The organism is Flavobacterium frigoritolerans (assembly GCF_025847275.1).
Taxonomy (GTDB): Bacteria; Bacteroidota; Bacteroidia; order Flavobacteriales; family Flavobacteriaceae; genus Flavobacterium; species Flavobacterium frigoritolerans.
This window is the reverse complement of record NZ_JAOZEV010000016.1, coordinates 30,113-43,609: the sequence shown is the minus strand read 5'-3', so window position 1 is coordinate 43,609 and position 13,497 is coordinate 30,113. Positions and strand designations below refer to the sequence as shown.

Genomic DNA, 13,497 nt, shown 5'->3' with positions numbered 1-13,497 from the left:
CCCTTAGCAACATTACTTGCTCAGGTTCTTTGGGTATGATCTCAGCTCGTTATTTAGAGCACCCCTTTGAGACGTCGCAAAAGTAGAAAAGATTTTTAGATATTTTGACTGTTTGTCTATTTGATTTTTTAAATTAACTAAAATCAAAAAAACACTAATCTAAATTTGGTTTTTTCCTAGATTTCTTAATTTCCGAAATGTTTTTTTTATCCTTAATTCGCTTACGAATTACAGCTTTTGGAATCTTCGTTGCTTTTCGAGGTTTCTGAATTATTAAAGCATTTTTAATCAATTCTAAAAACCGTTTTGTTACAATGCTTTTATTTTTTAATTGACTTCTGTCTTCATCGCAATTCAATATCAAAATAGCTTCTGATGTTAGTCTTGTCGTTAATTTTATTTCCAAAAGTGTTTTTTCTTCATCTGATAAAGATTGTGAATTCCGTAAATCAAAAGTTAAAACTACCTTCGAGGACACTTTATTCACATTCTGTCCACCTGCACCACTGCTGCGAACAGCTTTATAAGTTAGCTCTGTAACAATTTTTTCTATTTCCATTATTGTGGCTGATGTGCTGGTTTTAATAAATCGTTTACTGTTTTCACAGGATTAAAAGTAATTATTGGTACCGCCACAAAAACGGTTAGCCAATTTGCCATTGCTCCATTCCACAATCCTGGTAATTCGTATCCTTTCACACTATCTTTACCAACGCTTTTTTCGACTATAAAACCTGCGTTATGATTTATAAATTTTGTTAAATCAAACTTTTCATTTTTATAATTTTTGATACCGCAAACCAAATCTACTGGATTAAAATGAGTTGCATTTGCTAAAATCGCTGCTTGATTTTTATCTGCTAAATCTACCTGAGAAGCTTCTACAATCTGAAGCGAAATCACTCCTTTTTCATCCTGAACCCAAAATGGGCCTCCTCCTGGCTCCCCTTCATTTTTCACCATTCCACATACGCGGATTGGTCTATTCAGCACTTCTCTCATTATGTCTAATTTACTTTCAAAAGTCAGCTTTTCAAAATCTATTTTTATATTTAAATTTTGCTTTAAAAACAAAACTACCTCAACAATTTTTTCTTCTGTTATTTCTTGATTTTCGATTTCAATTAGGTAACCAAAAACTTTCTTCTGTAGTTCTATTAAGATACCTGCTAAGGCTTTTTTATATAAAGCAATTTTATCGACATGGTTTTGAATCACATTATCAATGTTCTTAATAAAAATAACATCGGCGTCCAGATTATTTAAATTGTCAATCAAAGCACCATGTCCACCTGGTCTAAAAACCAATTTCCCTTCTTCTGTTCTAACTGGTTTATTCTCTAAATCAACCGTAATTGAGTCCGTACTTTTATTTTGATAGGAATAACTAATATCTATTTTTGTTCCTGACTCTTGTTCAAATTTCGTTTTAACAATGGCTACACATTCTTCAAATTGACTCTGATGTATTTCTGAAACCGTAAAATGTAAATTTGAAACCGAATTTGAACTGGCGTAATAAGCACATTCATGCAAATGTTCCTCTATAGGATTTGCAATATGAGTTTTATATTGATGAAAAGGCAAAACAGCTTTTGGTTTATTGGCAAAGTCAAAATAATCTGAAGCCAATAACATTTTTATAAAATAATAATTTTTATAATCTGTACCCAAAGAATCAAAATCAGGATATACTTTTTTTAATTTTTTATCTACAGTTTCAAAGAAAGGAAACTTATCCATCCCTATAATAAAAAGAGATAATTGACTTTCTTTTTTTCTATTGATATAAGCATTAATGCTTTCTTTTTCAATATTAAAATCATTTAAGAAAGCACTCAAAAACTTAAACATTCTACTCGCCGCCCCTGATGCTGGAACGAATTTTTTTAATTTTAAAGTTGCTTTATTAGCATCAAACAAAATAGCTTTTGTTTCAAAATCTGCTTCTGATAGACTCAAAATTCCATTTGAAACTGTTGCTGGACTTATTAGATGGCTTTTATTAATTCCGTTTTTAAAAATCTGCAATTGTTTCTTTATCTTTTCAAAAGAAATACCATGCTCATAGATTTGTACAAAATCTGCCGAAGAAAACCCTAATTCTTTAGCAAGTACTAAATTATTAATGATTTCTACTGCTTTGGCCAATCGTGATTTTTTATTTCCCGAAAGGGTTATATACGGTTTTTTAGTCTCTATTAATGTTTCTTTAAAAACTGAAAAAACACTTTCTCGTTCTTTTGGACTATCTCGTATATCGTCTTTTTCCCAAGGAACATCGATATCAGTAAGAAAAAACAAATCATATTCGTGCTCTAATGCAGCTTCATTTAACAATGGATTACAATAATCATAATACATCTCTGAGAACACCTTGGTTACCATAAGATTAGTATCACAAAATAAAAATTTACTTGCTAAAACTAATTTATCGTTTTCTAATTTGGTTTGTCCGTAAGCAATTGGCATCATATCTTCTTCTACACAAATATGCTGATTTTCTTCCCATTTTTCCTGAAGATAATCACGTGCAAACTCAGGCACCCACTCTGTTTCATAATACGAAGCAAGTTGCTGAGCTAAAGTCGTTTTACCGGTACTCTCTGGGCCAAACAAAGCAAATTTTAATATTCTTGTATCTTGTTGTTTAAGATTTTCTTCCATTCTAAATAAGCTGAAATAGCCAAAATTGTAAAAATTAAATATTGGAACGATAACATTCCTAACCCACGATATGCATATAAAGGCACTACAATAATGTCGCCAATAATCCAAAGAGTCCAATTTTCTATCTTTTTCTTTGCCATATACCACATTCCAGTAAAGAATATGCCTGAGGCAAGAATATCGACATAGTTATCTTTATGTAACTCGTAATCAAAAAATTTATAGATTCCGAAAACTACAAAAATTGTAATACAAAACAAGGCAATGCCTATTATTTTTTCTTTATTGTTGGTACGCGTAATCGGCAAATTATCTTCCTGGCCAGTTCCTTTTGACCAGTTATACCAGCCATAAATACTCATAATCGAGAAATACCCATTAATCATCATGTCTCCTAGGTAACCTGCAATATAAAGTAAATAAACAGAAATAATTGTAGCAATTAATCCTGTAGGATATACCCAGATATTTTCTTTTTTAGCAAACCAAACACTTAATATTCCAAACACAAACACAAGGAACTCGAGTCCTATATGCCAAAGTGGAACATTTTTATACGCATTAAGAAAAAAATCAATCATTGAGCTTGTTTGTTTTTATTACATAAAAGAACTTACGATTCAAAAAAATGAATATCGTTTTCAAAAGCTGTTCCTATAACTACTAAATCTGCCCCCATTTCGTAAGCTTTTTGAATTTGTGACAAAGCTACAATTCCACCACCAACAATTATGGGTATATTTACATTTTGAGAGATTAGTCGAATCATTTCTAACGGGACGGCTTGTTTTGCCCCACTTCCCGCTTCCAGATAGATTAATTTATTTCCTAACATTTCGCCTGCCTGAGCGGTTGCTAATGCCAAATCAAGATTTGTTCTATCCAATGGCTTTGTCTTACTAACTCTTGCAACTGCCGTTTCATTTCCGCTCTCAATTAAAAGGTAGCCTGTTGGAATAATTTCTAAATTCATTTTTTTTAAAATCGGCGCTGCCTGAACCTGATACTCTATTAAATAATCTGGATTTCGACCTGACAACAACGACAAAAATAAAATTGCATCAGCTTGTCCTGAAATTTGCGATGGATCACCTGGGAAAATTATGATTGGAAAATTAGTTTTTAATTTTAATTGAAAAACTAAATCTTCTAAAATGGTACTTTCGACTAAACTCCCTCCCACAAAAATATGTGTAGCTGGAGATTGGTTTATTTTTAGTAACAAATTATCAAAATTTTGCCAATTTATTTTATCTGGATCCAAAAGAATCGCTAGTAATTTTCGATCCTCGACTTTGGCTAATCGTATTTGTTTGTATATGTCTTGTACTTTTTGTTCCATAACGAGTGTAAAAGTAAAAGTTTTTTTATGCTAGAGAACTATTTTGAATCAATTATATTTGTGTATTCGCTTTAACTAACGAAAGAAACAAGCTTATGATTGCTACGGAGTTACTAGAAAAATATGGCGTAATACAGAAAAAATTTGCAAAAACAACTATTATTTTTGAAGAAGGAAAATTACCTAAGTACTATTTTCAGATTCTTTCGGGTGAAGTAAAGATGAACAATTATAATGATGATGGTCGAGAATTTATTCAGGGAATCTTTTATAAAGACCAATCTTTTGGCGAACCTCCTTTATTCTTAAACCAAAAATATCCAGCTAGTGCAGTTGTTGTAGAAGATGCTGAAATACTTTGTGTTCCTAAGGAAAGTTTCATGAAGTTACTAAATGAAAACCCTGCTATAAGTATTAAGATTATCGAAAACTTAGCACAGCGATTGTATTATAAATCGGTAATGGCCGCCGAAATATCTACTCATGAACCAGAACACCGTGTGTTACGATTGATCGATTATGCTATTGCCAATTTTAATTTTAAGAAAGATGCTAACGGCTACCTCATCAATTTTACTAGACAACAAATTGGAGATTTATCTGGCCTTCGAGTTGAAACTGTTATACGTGCTATAAAATCACTAGAGAAAAAAGGCGAATTAAAAATCATAAACAGGAAAGTGTATCGATAATTATTCCTTTATGATTTGAGTCATAAATGCGAAGCGTATCATGAATGTAACTTTGTTATTCTAAAATTATATATCATGACACTTTATAACTCAACATTCGAAAATTTTAATAAAAGTTACATCGGTTCTGCAACCATGGCAATAATTGGGCAAAGCTGTCTTGGTGCAGCAGCTGCAATGTTTACCCTTGCTAATGGAACTTCTCTAACACAAATGATTCAGCTTGCCATAATTGTATTTGCTAATATCATTGCTAATACTTCTATTCTGGCACAAATGAGCCATAAAACGGTTTTTAACCTAATTATAACAAGCGTATTTTTTAGCACCTTGTTTATTATTATAAATAACATTTAGTTATGAAAAAACAAATAGAAAACAGAGACGACATTTCACTTCTGGTAAACACTTTCTATACAAAAATAAGAGCCAATACTGAAATTGGCTTTTATTTTAATGATATGATTAAAGATTGGGAGGAACACTTAGAGAAACTAACTGATTTTTGGGAAACCAATTTATTTGCTGTCAAAAAATATAAAGGCAATCCTATTGAAGCTCACAATAAAGTTGATGGTCATTTTAACCATCAAATCTCATCACATGAATTTGGGATTTGGCTAAATGTATGGTTTGAAACTCTAGACGAGCTTTTTGAAGGAGAACATGTAGATATTCTTAAACGAAGAGCTCGAAAAATGAGTACATTTCTTTATTTAAGTATGCTTGAAAATCGCCCGAAGGGATAGGTAATTATTATTCTAAGATTATTACGCTAAGTTTCACAAAGAAAACACGAAGTGACGCTAAAAGTTTTTAAAGTTGTATGATTACTGGAACTGAAAACCGTGACTGTTTTTAGCACGCAGATTTGGCGGATTTAGCAGATTATATGTTGGTTTTACTGATTAGCTGAAACTATTTTTTACTGAAACTGATTACTAAATAAAGTCGCAACTGATTACTGGAACTGAAAACCGTGACTGTTTTTAGCACGCAGATTTGGCGGATTTAGCAGATTATATGTTGGCTTTACTGATTAGCTGAAACTGTTTTTTTACTGAAACTGAATACTAAATAAAGTCGCAACTGATTACTGGAACTGAAAACCGTGACTGTTTTTAGCACGCAGATTTGGTGGATTTAGCAGATTATATGTTGAACTTTACTGATTACTGGGGCTAGAAACTGAAACTGTAAACTGCGACTGAATACTAAAAACTACTTCTCCAGTGCATAAACCAAAGTAAAGTTTTCGATTTCTTCATAATACACTACAAAGTCTTTTACTAAATCATCAAAATGTAGACTTGCCAATGTTTTGTTTTCTTCGAGCGAAAAGGAGTTCACTCGAATGTGGTCTTTAAAACTGATTCCTTTTTCGTTTCGGATTTTGAAAATAGCTTCTTTGGCTCCCCAAATTACGGTGAGTTTTTTTATGTATTCTTCTAATACATCTGGGTTTAAATAATCGAATTCTCTATCGACAAATTTATCAGCGATTCGGAGAATTTTTTCACGTTGCAATTCCATATCGATCCCTACAGTTTCTTCACTGATGATAATTGCTGCGAAATTATGTGAATGTGTGATTGATATATAATTATGACAGCTCAAATATGGTTTTCCAAATTCGTCATAATGCAAATCATGATCCGTAAAGCCCATTTCCTGAATAAGCATACGTACGCTTAAAAAGGCTCGCTGGTGCATTTGAGATTTCATTCCGTTTAAACGAAGTTGTGTTTTTTCTTTTAAAACTACTTTATCAAGCAACTCTTCGAAAGACTCAGTTATCTTCCAAATTAAAATTTGTGTTGTTGGGGTAAATTGTATTGTTTGATGTAAAGGCATTTTTTTAATTGTGAATTATTTTCCTGATTTGAAAACTGAATTTCTAATTTAATTTCTGGTCTTTTTAGCCCTGATGGAAGCGGCATCCTTTTTCTGGCTTCTTTAGCCAGGAAAAGATATAGCGGACAGCAGGAAATAGCTTCTCACTTTCAATATCTTCTTACAACAAGTAAATTATTTAGCTAAAGTTCAAAAGATTAAGAAATTAAACATTTCACAAATCTTATAGAAAGTAGTCAAAATTAAAAACCTATTCCGTAAATTTGCAAAAATTTTACAATATACAAATATACTATAAATGAGTACTACAACTACGCCTTTTGTGGCTTTCAAAGTAAAAGACATCTCTCTAGCGACTTGGGGAAGAAAAGAAATTGAATTAGCTGAAGCGGAAATGCCAGGTTTAATGGCTCTTCGTGCTGAATATAAAGACGAACAACCTCTTAAAGGTGCTCGTATTGCTGGATGTTTACACATGACTATCCAGACTGCAGTTTTAATCGAAACTTTAATCGCTCTTGGAGCTGAGGTTACTTGGTCTTCTTGTAACATTTTCTCTACTCAGGATCAGGCTGCTGCTGCTATTGCTGCTGCTGGAATTCAAGTTTATGCTTGGAAAGGTCTTGATGAGCAGTCATTTGACTGGTGTATTGAGCAAACTTTATTCTTTGGTGAAGATAGAAAACCATTGAACATGATTCTTGATGATGGTGGAGATTTAACAAACATGGTTATTGACCGTTTCCCAGAATTGGTTCCTGGAATCAAAGGATTGTCTGAAGAAACTACAACTGGAGTTCACAGACTTTACGAAAGAGTAAAAGCTGGAACTTTACCAATGCCTGCAATCAACATTAATGACTCTGTTACTAAATCTAAATTTGATAACAAATACGGTTGTAAAGAATCTGCTGTAGATGCTGTACGTCGTGCAACTGACTTAATGTTAGCTGGTAAAAGAGTTATCGTTTGTGGATACGGTGATGTTGGAAAAGGAACTGCTGCTTCTTTTAGAGGTGCTGGATCTATTGTAACTGTTACTGAAATTGACCCTATTTGTGCTTTACAAGCTGCAATGGACGGTTATGAAGTTAAAAAATTAAACACTGTAATTGCTAATGCTGATATCATCATTACAACTACTGGAAATAAAGATATCGTTCTTGGTGAGCACTTCGAGCAAATGAAAGACAAAACTGTTGTTTGTAACATTGGTCACTTTGATAACGAAATTGATATGGCTTGGTTGAACAAAAACCACGGTGCATCTAAAATCGAAATCAAACCACAAGTTGATAAATATACTATCGCTGGAAAAGACATCATCATTCTTGCTGAAGGTCGTTTAGTAAACCTTGGTTGTGCTACAGGTCACCCAAGTTTTGTAATGAGTAACTCATTTACAAACCAAACTCTAGCTCAAATCGAATTATGGAAAAATAGCGCTGCTTACAACAATGACGTTTATATGTTACCAAAACATTTAGATGAAAAAGTTGCTGCTTTGCACTTAGCTAAATTAGGAGTTGAATTGGAAACTTTACGTGACGATCAAGCTGCTTATATTGGTGTTCCAGTTGAAGGTCCATTCAAACCAGAATATTACAGATATTAGTATTACGTTTTTAGTACTAAGATTAAAACCCTTGCAGAAATGTGAGGGTTTTTCGTTTTATAGCCTCTTTCCAAAATAAGTAAATCGTTTATTTTTATGCACAAAAACATTTCTTCTAAAAAAATTATACCTTTATAGAATAAGTCTCAATTTCTCAAATACATAAACGTTGTAATCTTGCAAAAAACATCTTATTTATTCGTCTTCTTATTTTTACTTACTCTCCCACAAATTATTCTTTCTCAAGAAAAGAAACCTAAAGTCGTTTTAGTCTTAAGTGGTGGTGGAGCAAAAGGAATTGCACATATTCCACTTTTACAAAAACTAGATTCTTTGCACATCGTTCCTGATCTTATTGTCGGAAATAGTATGGGAAGCATTATAGGAGGTTTGTATGCAATGGGCTATTCTGGTGATAGTATCGAAAAATTAACCAAAGATATTAATTGGGATAAATTATTTGGCGGAGGCCAGTCGTTAAGATCTGTAAGCGTAGAGGAAAAAAGAGAATTCCAGAGATATTTAGTTGGAATAGGAATTAAAGATAAAAAACTAAACAGCGTTGGCTCACTTTTAAATGATCAGAATTTAAGAGAATATCTTTCAGAATTAACCTATCCGGTATATAATATTAAAGATTTTGACAGCCTGCCAATACCGTTTAGAGCCATGGCTACCGATTTGGCCGAAGGAAAAGAGGTTATTCTAAGCAAAGGCAATTTAGCTTATGCCATGAGAGCGAGTATGTCATTACCAGGTATTTTCAAGCCTATGACTTACGGAAAAACAGTATTAGTCGACGGAGGAGTATTGAATAATTTTCCGACAGATGTCGCCCAACAAATGGGGGCTGACATTATTATTGGTAGTGATGTTGGAGGTGGATTGGAACCAATAGACAAACTGAACAATCTTATAACTATATTGACTCAAACCAGTATGTTTCCGAGTAATATTAAGAACCCAGCAAACCGAAAACTCTGTAATATCTTAGTAGATCACCTACCAAACTTACGTTTTTCTACAGCAGATTTTTCTGATAGCGAAGAAATCTATAAAGATGGTAAAATTGCAACAGCAGAAAACCTTCCAGCTCTAATTGCATTATCCGAAAAATTAAAAGGATACACACAACGAACTCACGAATTACCAAACATACCTGCAGAATTTATTCTTGACACTATTGTTTACAAAAAAATCAGTCCAGAAAACCTTGCGTTGGTATTAGGAAGAACAAATCTCAAAACTAATGTAAAATATACCAACAAAGATTTAATAGCAGGCATTAACAGAGCAATGGGTACTAATCTTTTTGATGAGATTACATACAGCTATTTCATCAAAGATGACAACAAGCTAGGAGTCACAATATTTGGTCATGAACGTGCCAAAAACCAACTGAACACATCGGTACATTACGACACTTACCGAGGCGTTGGAATCATTTTTAATTACACCGCCAGAAATGTTCTTGCCAGAGCATCTCGTCTCCTTTTAACAGTCGATATTGCAGAGCAACCAAAAGCACGAATCAATTTTCAGAAAAATTTTGGAAAAAATAGAGATTGGTGGTGGTCATCTGAACTTTATGGAGCCTTTTTAAGGCAAGAGATTTATTTTAACGGTAAAGCTTCGGATAATGTACTTTATAATTCATTAGAATTTAATAATGAAATCAACAGAAATTTAAATTCACTAGAAAGTTATTTTGGCTACGGTTTACACTATCAATACGCCCATTTAAAACCAAAATACGACAGAGAATACAATCCTAACTCAATCGATATTACGAATTACTCCTTAAACAGTATAGAATTAAACATGCATTATTCCTACAATGATATGGATAAAGTTTTCTTTGCTGAAAATGGAACAATTATAAAAGCAAATGTAACCCGATCATTATTATCAGATGTCTACACCTCTTTTAACGACCCTGATCGAACAAGCATATCTGGTGCAACCAATGGTTATACAAAATTTGGCTTCAGCTTTGAAAAGAGAACACTCTTAAAAAAGAAAATTACAGGAATCATTGGGTTTGATTCTTATTTTATTTTTGAGGATAAACTTAAAGACAATCAAATCTCATTTTCGGATTTTGGTTATGCATCAAAATATTTCTTAGGAGGAAACATACCAAGCTCAGGTAGTAATCGTTTTTCATTTCCTGGCTTACATGAAGACGAACTCAATGTTTCACAATATATGGGCTTAAAAATTGCTTCTCAAATAAATCTTATGGGAAAAATTTATCTAACTCCCCATTTTAATATCGCGACTGTTGGGTTTGAATCTTTTGATAAATACATTAACAAGGTATTTAGCCCCAAAGGAAATTGGGATGATATCTCTGACCCTAGCCTTGTAATATCCGGAGGAGCTTCTATTTCCTATCAGTCAATTTTGGGTCCTATTCATTTTGATACTTCCTGGATAAATAATATCGACAAAGTACGATTGTTTTTTAGTGTCGGATTGTCACTCAATCCTTAAAAAAATCTCATAACTAAATTGGGTTTCTTTTTTTTAATCTAAACTCATAAATCTAAAATTTGGGCGTACCACCATTAAAAAAAGAGCCGATGAGCATTACGTTCATTGGCTCTTTCTTTAATGCTGTCGGGCTATCCGCGCTACTTCGGTAGCTTGCTCCTATCCCTCACGCAAATGATAATAGCACGTAAAAATTAATCAGATATTCGACATTCTTTTTGAAATTTAAGTATATTTTTGAAATCCAAAACCAAATTACGAGAACCTTCTTCATTACATTGATTATAAATACATTACCTCTTTTTGTAAGTGCACAAACCCATCATTTTATAACAGATATAGAAAAAGATAAAATGCTAAATCAAGCAAAGAATCAAGCAGAACAAAAACTACAACAACAAAATTCCTATATAGAGCTTCCGAAAACACTTCTTTTGAAGCCTCTTTCTCGAAATCGCATAGAAAATGCTGAAGCCAAATTAGTAAGAGAAGAGCGAAAACTGAAAAAACTGGAAAATGAAGCACAAGAAAAAAAAGATGATTTAAAAACAAAACAAGAAAAATTACTAAATCTTAAAAATGCTTTGAAGAATACTAATAATTCTGATCGCCAAAAAAATATTGAAAGAACCAAGGAGCAAATAGCTAAAATTCAGAATGAACTAAACAAAATTAAAATTTTGATAGAGTCAAGATCAAAAAAAGTAACAGACCTTGAAATAGCAATGGAAGAAGCCAAATTTAAAAGAGAAGAAGATTATTAATAATATCTCAAACCCGACAGATTTTAAAAATCTGTCGGGTTTTGTTTTTAGCACTGCTCCTTATTCGTAGACAAAAATTCGCTCAACAAAACTAGCTTCTGACTTTTCTGAACTTAGCGATCCCTCAAAAAACATTTCAGTCCAGTTTTTTTGATTATCAATTTTAAGATATTCCAGTTTTGTAGTTAACTTAATTTTTCCATCCCCAAAAAAGGAATCCGAACTTGATTCTTCTATTCTTCTATTCTCAGAGTTGTATTTTCTATAAATTACCATCTCATCCAAATAAACAGAATCCTCTTTATTATTCTTCGAATGTTCTTCTATAAGGTTTCCTTTTTCATCATAAACTAATTCATCTTGAGACTCGGTTAATTGCGTTTCTCCTCCCTGATAATCATAAGAAAAGCTTGTTTTTATAATGCGATTTTTATTATATTCATATTTTACCACATTTCTTAAAGTATCATTATCCGAAGAATAACTTTTCTCTTCTAATACTTTATTTTCTGGCCCGTAACTATAGATTGTTTTACCAAGAACATTTTCTTCGTCATCATACATTATCGATTCTATCTTTTGTTTCAAACTATTATACTTGTTCTCTGGATAATCAGATTTTTTAGGAAACATTTCATCTTTCACAAACTCTCCATTTGAATTCTTTTTATAGGTGGTATAATTTTGCATTTTACCTTTTACATACTTGCCGTTCTTTTTGATTGCATAGTAAAAATTCTCCGTGTACTCTTTAATGTTTCCGAATAATTTCTCATCCCATTCTGCAGATAATTGTGGTGCATTGTAATCTGCTGCCATCATTTTTTTAGGCTCAGGCTCTTTCAAATTCGGAATCATCTCAAAAGTCCTTTCTATGCCATAAATAGGTTCATAAAGAACAAAATCATTTTTAATTGGGGCGATAGTTTCGATAAAAATATACTTGCCTTCTTGATTTACTATATCGTCAATAGTGAATGTTTTTTGATATTCTTCAAAAGTCATTGCTGGATTGGCTTTAAAAGCATCAAAAACGCGTTTATTTACATTCCCGCTTAAATCACTATAACCTGCCCTTTTATCATTGATTTTTTTATTTTTCTTCTTTAATTCTGCCACTTCCTTATCGCTGTAATTGACCAATACATTACCTATTTCATCATAATTTATCAAATGAATTTTATTGTTTCTATCGAGATTTTTCGAATCGACTACTTCTATCAGAACCACATTATTAATAATATCAATTAACTTATATTCAATATCATTTAATCTGAATTTACTCCCTATATCCTTTTGAGAAAGCTTTACCTGAGAATAATCAGTAATGAATTTAATATTGTAAATCACACTCCCTTGAATTTCAGAAAGCTCATTATTGTTTTTAAAGTTTACTGCATTATTTACCTGATCTTGCTTACGCAGGGTCGTATAATTCAAATTAGTGACTTTTCCGTTTTTGTATTTACCCATAAACTCGCTTCCAAAAGAAGTTCCGCCAACATTCTTAATTTCAATCAACTCTTTTTTCAAATTAAACAACTTGCTTGTTACAGGGTGAAAATCTACAATATAAACCTCTTCATTCTCTTTATAATAAGATGGAAATCGAGAATTAAACAACAAGTCATATCCATATTCAGATTTCTCCAATTTCAAAACCCCTCGTGAGATAAGAGTATCTACTGAAGAATTTATTACCTCTTCAGATTGGATAATTTTCTTTTGAATTTCATCAATTCTTCTATTTACTTTTTTAAAAGGAAAATCAGGAACTTTAAAGGTTGCTTTACTTATTTCATAAGTAATTTTATAAATCATCTCTTTTTCCTCTTTACTAGGTTCCTTATTTTGGGAAAACACAGAAAGACTAAAGCCCATTAAAATCAATACAATTCTATTCATTTGTTTTTTTTTTGAAAAGTACAGTTTTTTGTACGAAAAATCCAAATCTAATAGACAAGAAAATTACGAGACATTATCTCAATCCCAACAAGTTTAAAAAACTTATCGGGGTTTCTTTTTTTTAATCTAAAATTTGGGCGTACCACCATTAAAAAAAGA

The 13,497-nt window shown here is 32.2% G+C and carries 12 protein-coding genes; 6 read left to right on the top strand and 6 right to left on the bottom strand.

Annotation, left to right across the window (positions count from 1 at the left end; genetic code table 11):
• Nucleotides 1–154: 154 nt before the first annotated feature.
• From arfB to OIU80_RS17100, 4 genes are read right to left on the bottom strand one after another with little or no spacing between them, the layout of a single operon-like run.
• The gene (arfB, locus tag OIU80_RS17115) at nucleotides 155–559 is read right to left on the bottom strand and encodes an alternative ribosome rescue aminoacyl-tRNA hydrolase ArfB (protein ID WP_264288202.1); all 405 of its coding nucleotides are present in this window, start codon (nucleotides 557–559) and stop codon (nucleotides 155–157) included.
• Nucleotides 559–2,667: a DUF4301 family protein gene (locus tag OIU80_RS17110; protein ID WP_264288201.1), complete on the bottom strand. Its 2,109-nt coding sequence runs from the start codon at nucleotides 2,665–2,667 to the stop codon at nucleotides 559–561. Before OIU80_RS17110 ends, arfB begins: the two co-directional genes overlap by 1 nt.
• A complete protein-coding gene (pnuC, locus tag OIU80_RS17105; protein ID WP_264288200.1) occupies nucleotides 2,628–3,251 on the bottom strand; it encodes a nicotinamide riboside transporter PnuC in 624 nt (207 codons plus the stop codon). The genes OIU80_RS17110 and pnuC overlap by 40 nt, the downstream gene beginning before the upstream one ends.
• A gap of 32 nt (nucleotides 3,252–3,283) precedes the next feature.
• Nucleotides 3,284–4,012, bottom strand: a complete 729-nt coding sequence (locus tag OIU80_RS17100) for a geranylgeranylglyceryl/heptaprenylglyceryl phosphate synthase (RefSeq protein ID WP_264288199.1) — start codon at nucleotides 4,010–4,012, stop codon at nucleotides 3,284–3,286.
• A gap of 95 nt (nucleotides 4,013–4,107) precedes the next feature.
• Between OIU80_RS17100 and OIU80_RS17095 the strand changes: the two genes are divergently transcribed.
• The 3 genes from OIU80_RS17095 to OIU80_RS17085 all read left to right on the top strand — a co-directional run bounded on the left by OIU80_RS17095 (nucleotide 4,108) and on the right by OIU80_RS17085 (nucleotide 5,453).
• Complete coding sequence (locus OIU80_RS17095; protein WP_264288198.1) at nucleotides 4,108–4,704, top strand: Crp/Fnr family transcriptional regulator; 597 nt, start codon at nucleotides 4,108–4,110, stop codon at nucleotides 4,702–4,704.
• A 75-nt stretch (nucleotides 4,705–4,779) separates the two neighbouring features.
• Nucleotides 4,780–5,061: a hypothetical protein gene (locus tag OIU80_RS17090; protein WP_264288197.1), complete on the top strand. Its 282-nt coding sequence runs from the start codon at nucleotides 4,780–4,782 to the stop codon at nucleotides 5,059–5,061.
• A gap of 2 nt (nucleotides 5,062–5,063) precedes the next feature.
• Nucleotides 5,064–5,453, top strand: a complete 390-nt coding sequence (locus OIU80_RS17085) for a group III truncated hemoglobin (RefSeq protein ID WP_264288196.1) — start codon at nucleotides 5,064–5,066, stop codon at nucleotides 5,451–5,453.
• A gap of 472 nt (nucleotides 5,454–5,925) precedes the next feature.
• Here OIU80_RS17085 and OIU80_RS17080 read toward each other — a convergent pair whose 3' ends face one another.
• Nucleotides 5,926–6,558, bottom strand: a complete 633-nt coding sequence (locus OIU80_RS17080) for a 4'-phosphopantetheinyl transferase family protein (protein ID WP_264288195.1) — start codon at nucleotides 6,556–6,558, stop codon at nucleotides 5,926–5,928.
• A 298-nt stretch (nucleotides 6,559–6,856) separates the two neighbouring features.
• Between OIU80_RS17080 and ahcY the strand changes: the two genes are divergently transcribed.
• From ahcY to OIU80_RS17065, 3 genes are all read left to right on the top strand, one after another.
• Complete coding sequence (gene ahcY / locus OIU80_RS17075) at nucleotides 6,857–8,173, top strand: adenosylhomocysteinase (RefSeq protein WP_264288194.1); 1,317 nt, start codon at nucleotides 6,857–6,859, stop codon at nucleotides 8,171–8,173.
• A gap of 177 nt (nucleotides 8,174–8,350) precedes the next feature.
• Nucleotides 8,351–10,669 (top strand): patatin-like phospholipase family protein, encoded by a 2,319-nt coding sequence (locus tag OIU80_RS17070; protein ID WP_264288193.1) that lies wholly within the window; start codon nucleotides 8,351–8,353, stop codon nucleotides 10,667–10,669.
• Between the two features lie 278 nt (nucleotides 10,670–10,947).
• Nucleotides 10,948–11,433: a hypothetical protein gene (locus OIU80_RS17065; protein ID WP_264288192.1), complete on the top strand. Its 486-nt coding sequence runs from the start codon at nucleotides 10,948–10,950 to the stop codon at nucleotides 11,431–11,433.
• Nucleotides 11,434–11,493: 60 nt separating this feature from the next.
• On the opposite strand, the gene OIU80_RS17060 is transcribed toward OIU80_RS17065, so the two are convergent.
• Nucleotides 11,494–13,338 (bottom strand): hypothetical protein, encoded by a 1,845-nt coding sequence (locus OIU80_RS17060; RefSeq protein WP_264288191.1) that lies wholly within the window; start codon nucleotides 13,336–13,338, stop codon nucleotides 11,494–11,496.
• Nucleotides 13,339–13,497 lie beyond the last annotated feature (159 nt).